At 70.3% G+C, this 18588-nt stretch carries 16 protein-coding genes; 3 read left to right on the forward strand and 13 right to left on the reverse strand.

The genetic code is table 11. The features are described 5' to 3' along the window. Positions 1 to 24 precede the first annotated feature (24 nt). Genes IPH07_05770 through IPH07_05780 form a run of 3 tightly spaced genes read left to right on the forward strand, consistent with a single transcriptional unit; the run spans position 25 to position 2847 of the window. Complete coding sequence (locus IPH07_05770; GenBank protein MBK6916888.1) at positions 25 to 1293, forward strand: TonB family protein; 1269 nt, start codon at positions 25 to 27, stop codon at positions 1291 to 1293. Between the two features lie 13 nt (positions 1294 to 1306). After that, a complete protein-coding gene (locus IPH07_05775) occupies positions 1307 to 2191 on the forward strand; it encodes a hypothetical protein (GenBank protein MBK6916889.1) in 885 nt (294 codons plus the stop codon). Continuing rightward, positions 2188 to 2847 carry a hypothetical protein gene (locus IPH07_05780; protein ID MBK6916890.1) on the forward strand — a complete coding sequence of 220 codons (660 nt, stop codon included), beginning with the start codon at positions 2188 to 2190 and terminating at the stop codon, positions 2845 to 2847. Before IPH07_05775 ends, IPH07_05780 begins: the two co-directional genes overlap by 4 nt. 67 nt (positions 2848 to 2914) lie before the next feature. On the opposite strand, the gene IPH07_05785 is transcribed toward IPH07_05780, so the two are convergent. The 13 genes from IPH07_05785 to IPH07_05845 form a co-directional block, all read right to left on the reverse strand. After that, positions 2915 to 3097: a hypothetical protein gene (locus IPH07_05785; GenBank protein ID MBK6916891.1), complete on the reverse strand. Its 183-nt coding sequence runs from the start codon at positions 3095 to 3097 to the stop codon at positions 2915 to 2917. Positions 3098 to 3543: 446 nt separating this feature from the next. After that, on the reverse strand, positions 3544 to 4188 hold the full coding sequence (locus tag IPH07_05790) for a hypothetical protein (protein ID MBK6916892.1): 645 nt from the start codon (positions 4186 to 4188) through the stop codon (positions 3544 to 3546). Then, positions 4185 to 4625 carry a 3-hydroxyacyl-ACP dehydratase FabZ gene (fabZ, locus tag IPH07_05795; GenBank protein ID MBK6916893.1) on the reverse strand — a complete coding sequence of 147 codons (441 nt, stop codon included), beginning with the start codon at positions 4623 to 4625 and terminating at the stop codon, positions 4185 to 4187. The genes IPH07_05790 and fabZ overlap by 4 nt, the downstream gene beginning before the upstream one ends. Before the next feature lie 73 nt (positions 4626 to 4698). Further along, complete coding sequence (locus IPH07_05800; protein MBK6916894.1) at positions 4699 to 5247, reverse strand: OmpH family outer membrane protein; 549 nt, start codon at positions 5245 to 5247, stop codon at positions 4699 to 4701. Beyond that, positions 5247 to 5789 (reverse strand): OmpH family outer membrane protein, encoded by a 543-nt coding sequence (locus IPH07_05805; GenBank protein ID MBK6916895.1) that lies wholly within the window; start codon positions 5787 to 5789, stop codon positions 5247 to 5249. The genes IPH07_05800 and IPH07_05805 overlap by 1 nt, the downstream gene beginning before the upstream one ends. A gap of 169 nt (positions 5790 to 5958) precedes the next feature. Further along, the gene (gene bamA, locus IPH07_05810) at positions 5959 to 8484 is read right to left on the reverse strand and encodes an outer membrane protein assembly factor BamA (GenBank protein ID MBK6916896.1); all 2526 of its coding nucleotides are present in this window, start codon (positions 8482 to 8484) and stop codon (positions 5959 to 5961) included. Between the two features lie 73 nt (positions 8485 to 8557). After that, positions 8558 to 9298, reverse strand: a complete 741-nt coding sequence (locus tag IPH07_05815) for an ABC transporter ATP-binding protein (protein ID MBK6916897.1) — start codon at positions 9296 to 9298, stop codon at positions 8558 to 8560. Between the two features lie 155 nt (positions 9299 to 9453). After that, positions 9454 to 11361: an ABC transporter permease gene (locus IPH07_05820; protein MBK6916898.1), complete on the reverse strand. Its 1908-nt coding sequence runs from the start codon at positions 11359 to 11361 to the stop codon at positions 9454 to 9456. 2 nt (positions 11362 to 11363) lie between these two features. Further along, a complete protein-coding gene (gene prfB / locus IPH07_05825; protein ID MBK6916899.1) occupies positions 11364 to 12470 on the reverse strand; it encodes a peptide chain release factor 2 in 1107 nt (368 codons plus the stop codon). Positions 12471 to 12585: 115 nt separating this feature from the next. After that, complete coding sequence (locus IPH07_05830) at positions 12586 to 13974, reverse strand: amidophosphoribosyltransferase (protein ID MBK6916900.1); 1389 nt, start codon at positions 13972 to 13974, stop codon at positions 12586 to 12588. Between the two features lie 60 nt (positions 13975 to 14034). After that, positions 14035 to 14394 (reverse strand): phage holin family protein, encoded by a 360-nt coding sequence (locus tag IPH07_05835; GenBank protein MBK6916901.1) that lies wholly within the window; start codon positions 14392 to 14394, stop codon positions 14035 to 14037. Between the two features lie 179 nt (positions 14395 to 14573). Further along, the gene (locus tag IPH07_05840; GenBank protein MBK6916902.1) at positions 14574 to 15551 is read right to left on the reverse strand and encodes a phosphoribosylaminoimidazolesuccinocarboxamide synthase; all 978 of its coding nucleotides are present in this window, start codon (positions 15549 to 15551) and stop codon (positions 14574 to 14576) included. A gap of 64 nt (positions 15552 to 15615) precedes the next feature. Further along, the gene (locus IPH07_05845) at positions 15616 to 18453 is read right to left on the reverse strand and encodes an SUMF1/EgtB/PvdO family nonheme iron enzyme (GenBank protein MBK6916903.1); all 2838 of its coding nucleotides are present in this window, start codon (positions 18451 to 18453) and stop codon (positions 15616 to 15618) included. Positions 18454 to 18588: the final 135 nt, after the last annotated feature.

The raw sequence follows: 18588 nt of genomic DNA on the forward strand, positions 1-18588 counted from the left end.
ACCACTGGGTATGCGACGCGCGTCGTGCTCGCGCTGGGTCGCACCGTGCTGCAGGAGGCCACGGTCGACGGGCGCGGCTCGCTGCGTGTCGGTCATGGTCACGGCTGCGACTTCGTGTTGCCGGTGACGCCAGCGATCGCCCGCACGACCCTCGTGCGTCGCGGCGCGATCACTCTGCCGCCCGGCTTCGACGGGCGCCTGGTGCTCGACGGTGTCGAGCACGACGTCGCCGAGCTCCGTGCGGCTGGCCGAACGACCGTGCCGCTCGCGCCCGAGGACTGGGGCGTGCTGTGGCTGCACGAGTCGCCGCAGCTGCGGCTCGTGGTGCTGCAGGTCGCGCGCGAGGTACTGCCGCCGATGCCGAGCGACGGCGCCAATCGGCCGCTGTACGCCGCGACCACCTTCAGCGCGATCGCGATGGCGTTGCTGCTCGGCATCGCGTACCTGCGCTACGACCCCGAGCGGCACAAGCTCGAGCTCGACGACCTCGACGCCCGCATCACGCGGGCGATGTTCAACGATCCACCCCGTGATCCGCCGCCCGAGGAGGACACACCGCTGGCCGCCGACGAGGACAAGCCCGCCGAGAAGCCGCGCAAGCGCGCTGCCGGCGACGAGGGCACCTTCGGCCGGCCCGATCGCGTCGGTCGCAGCAACATCCCCAAGACCGACGCGACCAGCTCGAGCAACGCCACCAACGTCGGGCTGGTGCGCGAGCTCAACGACCTCGCGCAGACCAGCACCATGGCCGATCTGCTCGCGGTCGGCGGTCAGATCAGCGGCACCGACAACGGCCCCCTGGTGGTCGGCAACGGCACGTACGGCATGTCCACCCGCGGCAGCGGCCAGGGCGGTGGCGGCGAGGGTGAGGGCGTCATCCACGGCACCGCCGACATCGATCTGCATGGCAGCGGCACCGACGCGCGTCGTCGCACCGTCAAGGCGAAGGAGGGCCCCAAGGAGAAGCAGGTGTCGGTGCAGCCGGGCACCGCCCGTGTGAAGGGCCAGCTGAGCAAGGAGCTGATCGACAAGGAGGTCCGTCGTCACCGCGCGCAGATCGGCTTCTGCTACAACAAGCAGCTCGCGCGCCAGCCCGACCTATCGGGAAAGGTCTCGCTGTCGTGGATCATCCGCCTCGACGGTTCGGTCACCAGCGCGAAGGTGAAGAGCAGCTCGTTGGGCAACAGCGACGCCGAGAGCTGCATGGTCCGCGCGCTGCAGAACTGGCACTTCCCCAAGCCCGAGGGCGGCGTGGTCGAGGTCGAGTACCCGTTCGTGTTCGACACCGAGTGAGGCAATCATGGTCATGCACACGCACGTCACCACCGGCTGTTCGCTGCTCGCGACGGGGCTCGCGTGCACGATCGTGGGCACGGGCTGCAACAACCCCGCGTACTACCCCGGCGCGACGCGCCTGGTGGTGCGCGCGGCCGACATCGCCGCCGCCGCCGAAGACGGGGCCGCCAACGCCAATCCCACCGTCGGCGCCTACGTGCAGGGCGAGTACTGGCTCGACTTCCGCAACCCCACGGACGCCGAGCTGGCCGCGCTGCGTCCGCCCGGCAGCACACCGATGGAGCAGGATCCATGGGTGCGCCGCGACGAGCTGACGATCTCGGTGCCGTGGACCCTGACCAACGACAGCGACCAGCCGCTGCGTGCGTGGGTGACCCTCGACGGCGCGACCGAGTTCTACGACTACAACCCCATCGCGGGCTTCGGCGCCGCCGGAGGCGAGGAGGATGAGGAGGTGCAGTTCCCCTCGCTGCTCGGCTTCACACCGATCATGCTCGAGCCCCACGAGGTCCGCGAGGGCGAGTTCCGCGAGGACGACCTGCGCGAGGCGATGTACGACCTCGACGCGGTCACGCGCTTCTGTGCGGGCCCGCTGGCGGTGCTCAACCACCGCCACGAGGCAGACCCGATCGGCACCGATGCGGTGCCGTCCGACGCGGTGCTCGCGGGCGCGGTGATGCTCCGACTCACGCTGGGCGCGTCGGCACCCGCTTCGCTGGAGTATGCGGTGCGACTGCGCGAGAGCGAGGGCATCATCTTCGACAGCGCCCGCGATGCGCGGCGCTACGAGACCATGCCGGAGCTGTACGTGCTGCCCTCGGCGGCCGCGGCGATGGCGGGCGGCAGCACCGGGGCCGACATGGCCGTGTGTGACGACGGCGGGAGCAGCGGGTGAACGCAGCGCTGCTCTGCTTGCTGCTGGCGATCGCACCCGAGGCGTCGACCCGTCCTGCCGAGACCGGCGACGTGGGCATCGTCGAGCGGCCGCAGGCGGACCCCACGGTGTTCCCCGACCCGAGGAAGTTCAGCCGCGGGTTCTTCGTCGAGGCGGCGCTGGGCCCCGCGGTACCGATCGGTGCCACCGCGAAGGTGCTCTCGCCCGGCTTCTCGTTCAGCGCGCGCGCCGGCTACGAAATCCGTCGCTGGATCGCGCTCGACCTGCATGCGACCGGCCTGCTGCACCGCTACCACGACGCGGTGCTGCACCGCGAGCTGCTCGGTCAGGGCGTCTACACCGGCGAGCTGCGTCTGGGCGTGCCATTTCGCCGCTTCATGATCGCCGCGCACGGCGGCTTCGGCGTGATGCAGACCAGCAACAACCTGCTGCAGATCGCCGGCGTCGCGCCCGACAACCGACGCTTCGGCGTCGCGTGGGACGCCGCGCTCTCCTTCGACGTCCACAGCCTCGATCGCCACATCTCGGGTGGCTTCATCGCCAGCTTCATCGGCATGCCGGCGCTGCGCAGCTCGGGGGCGCTGCTGCTGTCGCTGTACCTGCGCTACACCCACGGGCGGGAGCGCGGCAACGGTCGACGCCGACGCCAGAAATGAAGAAGGGACGGCGCTGCCACGCGCCGTCCCTTCGGGACTACCCGTCACTCCCCCGGCTCGAGTGGAGTCACACGTAGAAATCGATGAACGCGAAGCCGCGCTCGGGCTCCTTTGCGGGCTGGGCCTCGGCCTCCCGCGGCTCGACCGGCACCGGCACCGGCAGCTCCAGGCGGGGCTGCTCGACGACGTGACGTCGGGTCTTGCGGGTCGAAGCACGGCTCGGACGATCGTGGGTCCAGTTCTCTGCCATCTCCAGCCTCACCTTCGTGGGGACGCCCTTCTCTCGAGTACGCCGTGCGCAGGATTCCGGTTCGAAATCCTGCCAACGCTCGGCCCTCGTCGACTCAGTCACTCGGCCTGAAAAAGCTGCAAGCTCCACACCACTCCCGAGGGGGCGTGATGGAACTACTGTGAGTTGGCAGAGGTCGGCCGTTTGGACCGTCGGGCGGGACGAATCGACCGGACACGACCGCGACAGCCGTGTCAGGTGGGTCGACCGTGGAGTGCCGTGCCCCGTCACCTCTGTTACTCAGCCTAACGCGCCTGCAGGCCGAGGCAAGTCGCCGGCTTTTTCGTGCGTGATGGTCCCACCGGCACAGGTGTCCAGCCACGACGGCGGGCCGGCAACCACTCGAGGCCAGCACCAAAGCCCCGCAGGGCGCCCGTAGGTGGGCTCTGGCGGGGCTTCTCCCGCGGCTAGAAGTCGACGACGACCCAGCCGCCGTCCTCGCGCTCGAGCCGCACGATGTGGCCGTCGCCGAGGTCGAGCCGGGCGTCGTGGTCGTCGTGGGGCACGGGGTCGCCGATCACCCTGGCGAGGCGATCTCGGGCCTCGCGTAGCGCGGCCGCCTGCTCCCCCTCGGTCCACGCCGCCGCGAGGTCCTCCGCGGACAGGCCCACGCGGTACCGCCTCGGTGCGAGCCGCAGCAGGACGTCCCAGCGGCCGGCCCGGCTCGCACGGACCAGGGCCGCGATCGCGTGCTCGGGTGTGTCCTGGGCGTATGCGGCGGAGGGGTCGGCGTCGAAGCGCCAGCCGTCCTTGGTCCAGCTCGCCTCCGCGGCGAGCTCGGGGGTCAGCAGCACGCCCGCCCGGGGCGTGATCTCGACCGGCCGGCGCAGGCGCTTGGCCCAGGCCCGCCGCTGGGCCCCGAGCAGCGTCGCGTCGTCGACCCACGGTTGCGCAGCGGGCAACACGTGCGCATGGGTCGCCCGGGCGTCACCGCGGTGCACCGCGCGCGACAGGGAACGCGACTGTGCCGCGACCTCGCGGCGCGCCGCCCCGGCGCAGGCCGAGAGCAGCGCGGCGGCGAGCACGAGCCACAGCCCCCGAGACCGGCTCATCCGTTCCTCTTGGGCTCCACGATCGCGCTGAACGACGCCGAGCTCTTGAGCTGCTCGCCGCAGGTGACGCGACCGGTGAACTTGCCGATGCGGCCGAGGCGCTCGGCCTTCACCTCGATGCGAAGTACCTCGCCGGGCACCGCCACCGCGCGGAACTTCGCGTCCTGGATGCCGATGAACAAGCAGTCCTGCGTCGCGGGATCGAACGCGCCCGAGAGGTTCGCGAGCACCACTGCGGCCTGGGCCATCGCCTCCACCTGCACGACGCCGGGCACGATCGGGTTGCCCGGAAAGTGCCCCTGCAGGATCGGATCGCTGATCGACACCATCCGCAGCGCGACGATCGACTCGTTCGGCGTCGCCTCGACGACGCGGTCGAGGAAGAGGAACGGGTAGCGATGGGGCAGGATCTTCTGCAGGGCGACCGCGTCGAGCACGGCCGGAGCATACCGCAAAGCCGCGCAGCGGGTGGATGGCGCGACGCCCCACCCCGCCGTCCGCGGCGGTGCGTCAGCTGGCGTGCTTGGCGTCGTACAGCTTGATGATCTCGTCGGTGAGATCGAAGCCGTCCTTCGCGTAGAGCACCGTCATCGCGTCACGCACCAGCACGAGGTCGATGCCGCGCTCCTGCGCGAGCTTGGTGACGATCTTCTGGGTGTTGCCGTAGATCGACTCGAGCAGCGCGTTGTGCTGCTCGCCGAGCTCGTTCTCCAGCGTCATCAGCGTCTCCTGCAGCTCCATCGAGTCGCGCTGCAGGCGTTCCTGCGCCTGGACCAGCGCCTCGCCCTTGAGCGACTGCAGCTTGGCAGCGTCGGCCTCGAGCTTGGAGCGCCGCTTGTCGAGCTTCTCTTGCTTGGCCTTGCTGCTGGTCTCGAGACCGGAGCGGGCCTTCCTGCCGGCCTTGGTCTCGTTGAGCACGCGCTGCATGTCGACCAGCACGATCTTCTTGACCGCGGGCACCTCGGCACCGGCGTCGTTGGCGACGGTGAGCACCGGCGTGACGGCGAGGCCGAGCGCGAGCGCGAGCAACAGACGACGGGGGGTACGGGAGATGCTCATCACTTGTGCTCCTTGTCGTGGCGGACAATCACGCGATTGGTCAGGTCGAGCTTCGGGTCGGCGTACAACACCGTCATCTCCGACTTCACGAGGACGATCTGCACGCCCTCCTCGATCGCGATCTGCTTCGCGATCGCAGCGACCTTGCCGTAGATCTTCTCGGTGAGGAGGCCCTCCTTCTGGGCGACGTCCTCCTGCAGCTCGGCGCTCAGCTGCTCGAGCTCGGCCTGCTCGCGCATCAGGTCCTCCTGACGCTTCTGCAGCTCGGTCTTCGACAGCATCGCACCCTTGGCCTGCAGGTCCTTCGCGTGCTGCTGCAGCGCCTCGGCCTTCTTCGTCAGTCGGGCCTGCCCGCGGCTGAACGCTGCCTCCAACGTCGTCTTCGCGGTCTTGCCCTCCTTGGTGTCGAGCAAGCATCGCTGCAGATCGACGACGGCGACCTTCTCGATGGTGGGAACTGCAGCGGCGGCGGGCTTGCCGGCGCCGAACAGCATCGCCGGCAACAGCAGTGCCGGGAGCGCGAGACGTGCGAAACGCTGCATGGCGCGAACCTTAGCCGCCGCCCTTCGTGACGGCAAGCGCTGGGAGTCCACAGACGGCCGTGCATGGGATTGATTCGCGGAGCCCTGCGCAGGCCGTGATCGCGATCGCGCGTCGCCTGGGACAAAAACCAAGCGCAGCGGGGCGCTTCGGGGCGCCGACGCCCGAGGCCTAGAACGAGTTGCCGATCGCGAACTCGAAGACCACCGGGTCGTCGCCGCGACGCAGGAACTTGGTCGGTCGTTGGCGATCGAGCGGGAAGCCCCACTCGAACCGCAGCGGCCCGATTGGCGACTGCCAGCGGAAGCCGAAGCCCATCGAGTAGCGCAGGTTCCTGAAGCCGAAGTTGCCGCAGGGGTCGGACTTCGGAAGCAGCGAAGGATTCGCCGTCTCGCAGTACAGGACCTTCTCGGTGTTGAAGGCGTTGCCCATGTCGTAGAAGATCACGCCCTTGATGTTGGCCGGCGGGATCATCATGAACTCGAACTCGCCGGTGAGCGCGGTCAGCAGGTTGCCGCCGATCTCGTAGGGAATGAGCGGCGAGGTCGGGTCGGGCGAGCTCGCGACCTTGATCTTGGGTCCGAGGCTGCGCAGGCGGAAGCCGCGGATCTCACCGTCGCCGTAGATGCCGCCCGGGAACCACCGCTCGAAGATCGGCACGCCGCGCGCCTGGGTCGAGTGGACGAAGCCGACCTGCAGGCGGACCTTGAACACGACCCACGCGCGGAAGGCCTTCTCGGTGCGAATGACCGGGAAGTAGAAGCGACTGTCGAGGACGTAGCGGTTGTAGCGGTTCTGTGAACCGAGGTACTTCGACGCGAAGGTGGTCCGCAGCTGGTGGTACTGCCCCGAGGTGGGGAACAGGAAGTTGTCGCGGGAGTCCCACTGCAGCCGCGCCTCCAAAGCCGAAGTGATGCCGTTGGCGAACAGGTTGGTGATGAGCGCCTGCTGCGGCACCGTCACGAGCGAACCCGGCGAGAACACCCCGCCGACGGTGCCGAACGAGCCGAAGCCGACCTTGACGTCCTCGAGCTCGTAGCCGACGAACGCGGTGAGGTCGCGCCAGATCGGATAGCCCCAGCTCAAGCGGAAACCGGTGCTCTGTCGCGAGAACGACGGGAACAGGTTGCGCGAGTTGAAGACGTTGAAGATGAAGTTCCACTTGCTGTCGAGGAAGTGGCGCGTGTAGTACGAGAAGTTGAACAGGCGCCGCAGGCTCGAGAACTGCGCGATGACCTGGACGGTGGCGCCGCGGCCGAGGAAGTTGTCGTAGGCGACCTGGCCCTGCAGCACGAAGTTCTCGATGGTCGAGAAGCCGGCGCCGACCTGGAACGTGCCGGTGAGCTGCTCGGTGAGCTCGATGTTCACGACGATCTTGTCGTCGGCCGAGCCCCGCGAGGTCGAGACGTTGACGGCGGAGAAGTAGCCCAGCCGCATGATGCGGAACTCGCTGCTCTCCTTGCCGGTCTCGGAGTAGAGGTCGCCCTCCGAGATGGTCATCTCGCGGCGAATGACCTTGTCGGCGGTCTTCTCGTTGCCGTTGATCTCGATGCGCTCGATGTAGACCAGCGGGCCCTTCTCGATCGCGAAGTTGATGTAGAGAAGCAGCTTCTCGCGGTCGAAGCGCTGGTCGGCGTTGACGTTGACGTAGGCGTAGCCGGCGTCCTTGTAGCGCCGCTCGATGTCCTCGCGGATCTTCTGGATCTTGCCCATCGAGGCCACGTCGCCGACCTTGATGACCGGCGCGATGGACTCGTTGAGCGTGTCGGGATCGAACAGCAGGGTCTCGCCCCGGCCCAGCATCTCGCGCGCCGCGAGCCCGCCGAGCTTGTACTGAGGCCCCTCCTCGATGGGGATCGTCAGCACCACGAAGCGGCGGTCGGGCGACAGCGAGAGCTCGGGGTCCTTGGGATTGGCGTCGAGGTAGCCGTTGTCGCCGTAGTAGGCCCGCAGGAACGCGAAGTCCTGCTGGAAGGCCTCCTTGTTGAACACGCCGCCGGCCTTCTTCGCGACCACGCTGATGTAGCCGCCGGCCTTGGTGAGGATGTGCTTGCGCAGATCCTTGTCGTCGAAGGCCTTGTTGCCGACGAAGTCGATGCTGCGGACGATGACCTCGGAGGCCTCGTCGATGACGATCGCGAGGTCGACCTTGCCGGGCTCCTTCTCGACCGGTCGCAGCTCATAGCTGACGTCGGCGAGGAAGAAGCCGCCGTCGGTGTAGACCTGCTTCACCTTCTCGATGTTGGCCTTGAGCTTGCCGAGATCGAGGACCTGGTTCTTCTGCAGATCGAGCTGCTCGTTGATGTCGTCGAGTTTGACCTTGTCGTTGCCCTCGATGATGATCTTGCGGATCGTCGGGCGCTCCTTCACGACGTAGGTCAGCACCACGCCGCGAGGGCCCATCTCGCCCTCGACGCGGACGTCCTCGAAGTAGCCGAGGCCCCACAGTCGCTTGAGGTCGGCGCCGAGCTTGCGGGGCTGGCACAGCTCGCCGACGCTCGAGTCCAGCTCGAGCAACATCGCCTCGGACTCGACGCGGTTGTTGCCCTCGAAGCGGATCTCGGCGATCGGGTGGCCGTAGAGCTCGCCGGGCACCTCGGCCAGCTGCGCCGCGGTCCAGATGGCCTGCCAGTCGCCCCGCGGCAGTGGCTGCGCCTGCGCGGAGCGGCCGACCAGCAGCACGACGCACAGCGCCACGAGGCCCACGCACCAGCGACGCCAGCGGTTGGCGTGGACACGGCGACGCCCCGCTCGTGGGGCCGCGGCGGCTTCAGTCCCGCGCGGCATCGCGTGCGACCGGCTCCTCGATGGTGTCGCCGATCAGCCGCCCGTCCGCCATGCGGATCTTTCGCGGCATCTGACGCGCCAGATCCATGTTGTGGGTGACGACCAGCATCGTGATGCGCTGGGACTCGTTGAGCTGGAACAGCAGCTCGTGGACCTCTTCGCTGGTGCGCGTGTCGAGGTTGCCGGTGGGCTCGTCGGCCAGCAGCAGCTTGGGCTGCATCACCAGTGCGCGGGCGATCGCGACGCGCTGTTGCTCGCCACCGGAGAGCTCGCCAGGGCGGTGCGCGAGACGATGGGACATGCGGACCGACTCGAGCATGTGCTCGGCGCGACTGCGAGCCTCTCGCACCGGCATGCGGGCCACCAACGCCGGCATCATGACGTTCTCGAGCGCGGAGAACTCTGGCAGCAGGTGGTGGAACTGGAACACGAAGCCGATGGTGCGGTTGCGGAAGCGCGCCAGCTCCGGCGGCGGCAGCTCGACGATGTCGACGCCGTCGAACAGGATCTTGCCCGAGCTCGGCAGGTCGAGCGTGCCCAGGCAGTGCAGGAGCGTCGACTTGCCGGCCCCCGAAGCGCCGATGATGGTCACCATCTCGCCGACGCCGAGCGTCAGGTCGACGTCCTTCAGCACTTCGATGACCTGCGCACCGATCACGAACTGCTTGGTCATGTGCACCACCCGCACCAACACGGGCGTGCCATCGGAATCGGATCGGGCCATGATCGGGCGCGTAGGGCCGCGCGCAGGCTAGAACGCCCGATCTCGGGTGTCAACGCGACCGGGACCGCCCCGCGAGCGCCGCCTTGGGCATGCGGAGGCCGGCCGGCGTGCGTCGATCACGGGATCCGCCCCCCGCGCTCCCGCCAGGCCCGGGATCACTTCTCGGTCAGGCGCAGTGCGTCGACCGGGCGCAGGCGCGAGGCCACCAGCGCGGGATACAGGCTCGACACGCACACGATCACCAGGGCCGCGAGGCCCACGAGCGTGACCTCGCCGGGGTTCACGACGACCGGCAGCTTCTCCACGTAGTAGACGTTCTCGTTGAGCGGCAGGCCGTAGCGGTCGAGCGCCCAGCACAGGCCCAGGCCCATGCAGATGCCGCCGAGGCTGCCGAGGATGCCGACGCACAGGCCCTCGGCGATGAACACCCGCATGATGCCGCGATCGCTGGTGCCCATGGCTTTGAGGATCGCGATCTCCTTGCTCTTCTCCATCACGCTCATGAGGTTCGACGCGAGGATGCCGAACGAGGCCACCAACACGACGAAGAGCAGCGCGATGAACATCGCGACCTTCTCGAGGAACATCGCGGAGAACAGGTTGCGGTTCAGCTCGCGCCAGTCCTCGACCACCAGCTCGTCGCCGCGCCCGGCCGCCGCGACCGCGGCCGCGACCGCGCGATGCCCGTCGTCGATGGCGTCGACGTCGGCGAGCTTGACCTCGATGCCGTTGACGCGATCGCCCGCGAGCAGGAACCGCTGGACCACCGCGAGCGGCGCGTAGACGTTCTTGCGGTCGTACTCGTACATGCCCGAGAAGAACACCCCGCCGACCTTGGCGATGAGGCTGCCCGGCAGGCGCCCCGCCGGCGTCATGCGGCCGACCGGCGTGATGAGCTGGACCTCGCTGCCGACACCGATGGCGAGCTCCATCGCGAGCTCGCGGCCGATGAGGATCGGGTCTTCGATGACGTCGTCGTCGTCGCTGCTGCGGATCCAGCCGCCGTCGGCGTCGGATGGACGCTCGCCGTCGGGCTCGGCGCGATCGTCCGTGGCATCGCTGCGGCCGGCGTCGACGCTGCCGGTGTTGGGGTCCTCCCAGCCGCCCTCGTCGTCGTCGTCGGGGGCGAGCGCAGCCGGGTCCGGCCGCACGCGTGCGGCCTCGGGCCGCAGCGCGTCGTTGGGGTCCTCCCAGCCCTCGTCGTCCCTCGTCGCCGGTGGCGGCGGGAGTTCCCGCGACAGCGCGCTCGGGCGCTTGTCGGCGATGGCGGTGGGCGTGCCCGCGTCGGGCACCGGCCTGGCGGGCGGCGGCGGCGGCGGAAGCTTGGTGTCCTCGCCGTCCTTCTTGTCGAGGTGGCGCAGCCGCCACGGCGTGCTCTCGGGGTCGAGTGCGAACGGATCGGGGTTGGGGATGTCGGCGGGATGCGAGAGGTACTCGTAGCTGCCCTCCTGCACCAGCGACGGCAGGTTCGAGGCGGTGGCGTGCTCGTCGGCGAGGATCCCCGAGAGGATTGCACCCTGCCGGTTGAGCCGCGAGCGGACCATGATCTCGCCCTCGAGGTAGGGGCTGGCCCCGACCACGCCGGGCACCTCGGCCAGCGCGTGGGCCAGCGCGACGTAGTCGTCGAACGGCTTGCCGTCGGCGCGCGCGACCCGGATGTGGGCCTTCTGGTTCAGGATCTTCACGCGCATGTCGGCCTCGAGGCCGCTCATGAGGCTCAGCACCACCACCAGCGCCATGCAGCCGAGCAACACACTCATCGCGATGATGGTCGGCAGCAGATTGAAGAAGCGCGCCAGCAGGGCGAACGCGAGCGCCATGACGCCAGCGAGCAGCGTGATGCCACCGAAGCCGCCGAAGTAGCGCTGCAGCGCGCTCGGTGGATCGGCGGCGTCGAGCGCCACGCCGCCGGCGTCGTCGAGCGTGCCGGCATAGACCGCCAGCAGCGCGCCGATCACGATCAGGTAGATCGATCCGAGCAGCAGCGGCCGGACCCACGGCGCGAGCACGTCACCCGACCGCAGGTGACGCCACGCGATCATCCAATCGAGCTGCTGGAACATCGTCAGGCCTCGTCGTCGTCACCGGGCGTGTTGGGCTTGCCCTGGCCGAGCAGGTAGGCCTGCTGCAGCGCATCGAGGTCACCGTCGAGCACGGCGTCGACGTTGCCGAGCTTGGTGCCGGTGCGGTGGTCGTTGACCTGGCGGTAGGGCTGCAGCACGTACGAGCGGATCTGGCTCCCCCACTCGATGCTGCGCTCCTCGCCGCGCAGCTCCGCCATCTTGGCCTCGCGCTTCTGTCGCTCGAGGTCCCACAGGCGCGCCTTCAGCATGCGCATCGCAGTGTCGTAGTTCTTGTGCTGCGAGCGCTCGGCCTGGCACGCGACCACGATGCCCGTGGGGTTGTGGGTCAGGCGCACCGCCGAGTCGGTCTTGTTGACGTGCTGGCCGCCCTTGCCGCCGGCGCGGTACTTGTCGACGCGCAGGTCGGACTCCTTGACCTCGATGTCGATGTCGGTCTCGTCACCGATGTCCGGCACCACCATCACGCTGGCGAAGCTGGTCTGCCGGCGCGCGTTGGCGTCGAACGGCGAGATGCGGACCAGCCGGTGCACGCCGATCTCCGAGCGCAGGTAGCCGTAGGCGTACTCGCCCTCGAACACCAGCTCGGCGCTGCGGATGCCGGCCTGCTCGGCCTCCTGCACGTCCATGAGCTTGACCGTGAAGCCCATGCGCTCGCCCCAGCGCGAGTACATGCGCAGCAGCATGTCGGCCCAGTCCTGGCTGTCGACCCCGCCGGCGCCGGCGTTGATGCTGAGGATGGCGTCCTTGGCGTCGAAGGTGCCCGAGAGCATGCGCCGGAACTCGAGCTTGCCGACCAGCGCCTCGGCGGCGTCGATCTGCCCCCACGCCTCGCGCAGGGTCGGCTCGTCGTTCTCCTCGCGGCCCATCTCGTAGAGCGTGCGCGCGTCGTCGACCGACATCGTCGCGGCGTCGAGCTCGGCCAGGGTGTGTTTGATGGTCGCCTGCTCGCGCGTCACTGCCTGCGCACGCGCGGCGTCGTCCCACAGGGACGAGTCCGCGGTCGCGGCGTCCAGCTCCTCGAGTTTCTCGCGCTTGCCATCGTAGTCAAAGATGCCTCCGCAGCTCGAGCACGCGGGCCGAAAGCCTATCCAGGCGTTCGAAGGCCTTGGCGTGCTCGGGCAGCGGAGGGGTATTGCCCTGCACTTCCATCGTGCGGGCAAGCTATCACGAGCCCAGCGCCCACGCACGCCGGCAACGGCGCCTTCATACCTCGACGACGCGCAGCGCCCGGGGGGCGCCGGGGCGCGCCGGGCGAACCGGGTAGTCGCCGGTGAAGCAGGCGTCGCAGTAGCCGAAGCCGGCCTGTTGTCGCACCGCGCGACGCAGGCCCTCGGGGCTGAGGTAGCCCAGCGAGTCGGCCTCGATGGTGCGCGCGATCTCGGCGACGCTCTGCTCGCTGGCGACCAGCTCGGCGCGGGTCGGCGTGTCGATGCCGTAGTGGCACGGACCATCGATCGGCGGCGACGACACGCGCACGTGCACCTCGCGTGCGCCGGCGTTGCGCAGCAGCTGCACGATCTTGCGCGAGGTGGTGCCGCGGACGATCGAGTCGTCGACGATCACCACGCGCTTGCCGGCGACCAGCTGTGGCACGGCGTTGAGCTTGAGCCGCACACCGAAGTGGCGAATCGAGTCGGTCGGCTCGATGAAGGTGCGGCCGACGTAGTGGTTGCGGATGAGGCCCATCTCGAACGGCAGGCCGCTGGCGCGGGCATACCCCAGCGCCGCGACCACGCCGGAGTCGGGCACGGGCACCACGATGTCGGCCGCGACCGGGTGCTCGGCGGCCAGCGCAGCGCCCATCGCGATGCGGGCCTCGTAGACGCTGACGCCGTCGAGCACGCTGTCGGGTCGGGCGAAGTACACGTGCTCGAACACGCAGAACTTCCGCGGCGCTGCCGGCAGCTGCACGCTGCGCTGGCCCTCGCGATCGATGACGAGGATCTCGCCGGGCGCGAGGTCGCGGACATACTCGGCCTCGATCAGATCGAACGCACAGGTCTCGGACGCCACCACCCACGCATCGGGGTGCGAGCGCAGCCGCCCCAGCACCAGCGGCCGGAAGCCGTGGGGGTCACGCACGGCGACCAGCTTGTCCTCGGTGGTGAGCACGAGGCTGTAGGCGCCCTGCACCCGGCCGAGCGCCTCCACGAGCTGGTCCTCGATCGCCGGCGCTTCGCTGCGCGCCATCAGCTGCAGCATCACCTCGGTGTCGGAGAGCGTGGCGAAGATGGCGCCCTGCCGCTCGAGTTCCTCGCGCAGCTGCTGCTCGTTGACGAGGTTGCCGTTGTGGCCGATCGCGATCGAGCGGCCGCGGTACTGCACGAGCAGCGGCTGGATGTTGCGCGCCAGCGAGCCGCCGGCGGTGGTGTAGCGCACGTGGCCGATCGCGATGCGCCCCGGGAGCTGCGCCAGCACCTCCCGGGTGAAGATCTTGCGGACGTGGCCCATCGCCCGCATGCCGTGCAGCGTCGCGTCGTCGTTGGACACGACGCCGCCGGACTCCTGTCCTCGGTGCTGCAGGGCGTGGAGCCCGAGGTAGGTCAGGTTGGCCGCTTCGGGATGGTCGTAGATGCCGAAGACGCCGCACATGGCGGCGAAGGAAGTACCACGCCGGTCACCCTGCGGCCATCGGGCGCCGCTGCCGGCGACTCACAGCAGCGCGCGCGCGACCCACTGCAGCACCGTCAGCGCGAAGGCCGCCCACAGCAGCGAGCGCGTGCGATCGAACTCGACGCCCGAGGTGATGCGGGTGGCGATCGCCAGCAGCGTCGCGTTCACTAGCGCTTGGATCACGACCACCGCCAGCGGGCCGAGCAATGCGATCGGCAGCAGGAAGATGATCGACAGCACGACCATCAGCAGCTTGCCGAGCAGCACGCTCAGCACGCCGCAGGCGAGACCGACCTTGAGCGCGGCGCCCATGCCCTTGACCCGCATGCCGGGCACCAGCATGGGCACCAGCAGGAAGCCGAGCGCGAAACCGAGGGTGGAGGCGACGAGTTGAGCCATGGGTTCGGATCCCTTGGGGCGAGCGGAGGTCTCGGCGCGCGCGCGGGCGGGCCCCGCCCGTGCGCCGGCGTCGAACTGTAGCGCACCACGACTTCATGGGCCCGCGCGGCATTCCTCGCCCCACGTGCGCGGCCGCGGCCGCGGGTGGGCGTCGGCGCCCCGCGGGGCCTGCGGCGACGTCAGAGCAGACCGAGGTTGCGTCGCAGTCGCGGCAGCGGCGACTCGGCATCGGGCACGAACGGCCGGCCCAGCAGCACCGAGGCCAGCTCGACGTAGCGTTGCGCGGCCTCGCTGCGGATCTCCGGCGTCAGCGGCGGCGGTGGGCCCTCGCCGGAGAAGCCGCGTGCAACCAGCCAGCGGCGCACGAACTCCTTGTCGAGCGCGCGGGGATCCTCGCCTGCCGCGAGCGCGGCGTCGTAGCCGTCGGCGTACCAGTAGCGCGAGCTGTCGGGGGTGTGGATCTCGTCGATGAGCACGACGCGACCGTCGGGCGCGACCCCGAGCTCGTACTTGGTATCGACGAGGATGAGCCCGCGCAGGGCGGCCTCGGCCTGGCCGAACGCGAACAGCTCGAGCGCGGCGCGTTCGAGCCGTTCGAACACCTCGGGGGTCACGATGCCGCGGTCGAACAGCACGTCCTTCGCGACGCTCTCGTCGTGGTCACCCTTGGCGGCCTTGGTCGACGGCGTCACCAGGTTCTCGCGCAGTCGCTCGTGCTTGCGCAGGCCGTCGGGCAGCGCGTGACCACAGAAGCTGCGCTCGCCGCGTTCGTAGGCGCGCCAGATCGACGTGCTGCTCACGCCCGTCAGGTAGCCGCGGACGACCATCTCGACGGGGATCGGCGTGCACTCGATCGCGATCACGGCCTGCGGATCGGGCACCGAGACCAGGTGGTTGGGGAACACCGCCGCCGTGCGCTCGAACCAATGGGTCGCGACCGCGTTCAGCACCTGCCCCTTGAACGGGATGGTGCCGAGCACGACGTCGAACGCCGAGATGCGGTCGGTCACCACGATGGTGCGGCGACCCTGGTGCGAGAAGTTCTCGCGCACCTTGCCGCTGTAGCGATGCCCCAGTCGATCGAACTCCGGACCCAGCGCATCGAGGGTTCCTTCGGGGGCGAGCGCGGCGGCGAGCGAGGCGGCGTCGATGGCCATGGGCGAGCGCGAGGCTACCAGGCTTGCCGGGTCGACGGCGGCGACGCGTGGTCGCGGGCCGTCGTCACGGCGCGAGGTCGAGGCAGCAGCGCAATCCCACCGTGGGCGCGCGCGTGTCCGCCGACGGCCGCAGCCGCGCGTCGCACGACGGCGAGCGGGTCGCCGAGTCACCGCCCAACGCGAGCCCGTCCTCGACCCACTCGGCGACGTTGCCCTCGAGATCGTAGTGCTCGCCGGGGGTCACGCATCGATCGCGCGCACCGCTGCGGCTCAGGTCCTGCACCGCGCCCGACGAGGATGCGCCGTTGCAGCGATCGAGCTCGCCGCGCTGACCGTACGGATGACGCCAGTTGTGCGGGCCGCGGCACGCGGTGCGCCACTCCTCCATCGTGCACAGCCGCGCGCCGCGATCGCGGCAGGCGGCGCGCGCCTCGGCGAGATTGATCTGCGTGCGCGGGATCTGGCGCAGACCGGGGAACTCGCCCTGGTCCATGCACACGCCCGGCTTGGCGTCGGCCTCGATCGCGCGCATCTCCTCGGGGCACGTCCGGGGCGGCGCCGCAACCGGCTCGCTCGGTGCGCGCCGGGTCGGCTCGACGACGGCCGAGGCCGCGGTCTCACCGATCGGCGCGTCGTCACCGGTGAGCAGCTGCGAGAGTCCGCCGCGGTGGCGCGCCAGCGACAGCGTGGTGCCGAGCGCCAGCACCAGCGCGGCGGCGCAGATGGTCCACGCGACCGTGGTGCCGGAGCGCGGACGCGCCGGCAGGGCCAGCGCAGAGGCCGAGATCGCCGGGTGCGAACGCGACGGGGGACGATCGATCGTGGCCTTCGCTGCCGGCCGCCCGGCCCGCTCGCCGGCTGGCGCCGCGACCTCGTCGGAGCTGCGGCGCGACGGCTCGGCGCTGCCGCCCGCGGCCCGCGGCCGATCGAGCTCGAGCCCGCTGGGCGTGGGCGCCTGCGGGCGCTCCCCCGCGCGGCGGCGGCCGCTGTCGCTGGCGCGATCAGCCTCGGGATCGGGCGTGCGTCGACGCGGGTCGACGTCGCGATCCAGCGCGAGCTTGCCGCTGTCCGCCGCCGCCACGCGCTCGGGCCCGCGGGCTCGCGCACCGCTGTCGCCGGCGCGCTCGGGCTCGGGCGTGCCGCGCTCGGGTCCACGCAGACGTCCGCTGTCGGCGGTGCGCACCGGCTCGGGCGTGCCCGCCCGCGCCGCCGCGGCGTCGAGCGACGACGATCCGCTGCGCGCGGCGAACAGCTCGTCGTCGTCGTCGTCGTCGTCGTCGCGACTGCCGAGCCCGACGGTCGGCGTGGGCTCGCCCCACTCGCTGGGTGGTGGCGCCGCGCGCAGGCGTGCACTGCCGAGCCCGTCGATCGGCGTGGGCTCGCCCCACGCAGGGTCGGGCGCGGCCTCGGTGCGGGCGCGGGGCGGCCAGCTGACGTCGCCCTCCAGCGGCTCGAGGGCGATGGGATCCGATTCCGACGGCAGGTCCGTGCGCGAGACCTGTCGCGGACCGCCCTCGGCGTCGAGGTCGAACACCGGCGCATCGTCGTGCCAGTCGTCCTCCTCGCCGCCACCGAGCGGCAGGTCGCGGGCATCGCTCGCGGCGCGCGGCGGCACGGTCGGCTCCGCGAGTGGCTCGTCGGGGATCTCGAAGCTCCCCGCGGCGGCGAACTCGTCGCGCGGCAGCCGAGTCTGCGGCCCGGTTCGCACGCGCGTGCGCACCAGTGCGACGCGGGCAATCTCGGCCGGACGTCGCAGCGTCGGCACCACCGTCAGGGTCGCGGGATCGACGGTCGGCGTCGCCGCGATCGCACCGGGCTCCTCGGTCGCGCGTGCAGCGGCCTCGGCACCGCCGGCGAGGTACTGCTCGGCGAGCTCGCGCCAGACCTCGGGCGCCGCCGTGGTGGTGGGCTCGTCGTCGCCGAGGTCCTCGTCGGGCCCGAGCACCAGCATCTCGATCACCGCTTCGGGCGGTGCAGCCTGGCTCGGCACCGCGGGTGCGACGTCGGGCTCGTTGAGGTCGGCGAACGAGAACTCGTCGGGCTCCGCCGAAGGTTGCACGCGCTCGCCGGGCAATCCGAAGCGGCCGCTGCGACTCGCGCCCGCCGGCGATGGGGCGCGATCGTCGAGCAGCCCGAGCCCACGCAGGCGCTCGCACAGCTCGAGTCCGTCACGTGGGCGCAGCTCTGGGATGGACTCGAGGCACGCGCGCAGCAGGTTCGCCAGCGGGTCGTCGTCGTCGCCGTCCTGCACCGCGGCGACCGCCTCGGCACCGATCTCGCCGGTCCACAGGCACGCGACCGCGGCGGCCCAGCCGTACACGTCGCTCGCCGCCGACACGACCCCTTCGACGCGGACCTCGGGCGCGAGGGCGTCGCCGCCGAGCGGCCGTACGCGCGGGGCCAAGCGCGCGTCGGCAAACAGGCCCGCGATGCCGTACTCCCACGTCTGCCACGTGTCGTCGATCATCACGACCGTGGTCGGCGTGACGAGGCCGTGCACGAAGCCGCGGTGATGGAGATCGGCGAGCGTCAGCGCCAACGACCGTGCGAGGTCGCGGGCCTCGTCGAGGTCGGGGCCGGCCTCGGCCCGCTGCGCGAGCGTGTGCGACGACGCCGGCGCGCGGTAGCCGACCACGCAGAAGTCCGCCTCGCGATCGACCAACACCAGCGGCACCGCACCGCGGATCGACGCGGTCGCGAGCTCGCCGACACCGGCCATGAAGCGCGAGACGTCGACGCTGCGCGGCAGCAACGTGCGCTCGACCGTGACCAGCCACAAACGTGGCTCGGTGGGGCTGCGCGCGACGTGGACCGGGCCCAGCGCCATCGCACCGAAGTGCATCGGCGCCAACGCTTCGATCACGACGTTGCCGCAGATGGTGTCGCCTCGACTCGGCCCCATGTCCCCAGACGCTGCGTGTCAGGGTCGACGGTGTACCCGGCCCACGACCATTCGCGGACGGTGGGACCTCGTGAAGAGGGTCGACCCCACGTCAGAGACTATCAGGCTTCTGCGTCGCGAAAACTACCGGGATTT

Source organism: Deltaproteobacteria bacterium (assembly GCA_016709225.1).
Taxonomy (GTDB): Bacteria; Myxococcota_A; Polyangia; order Nannocystales; family Nannocystaceae; genus Xiheibacterium; species Xiheibacterium phototrophicum.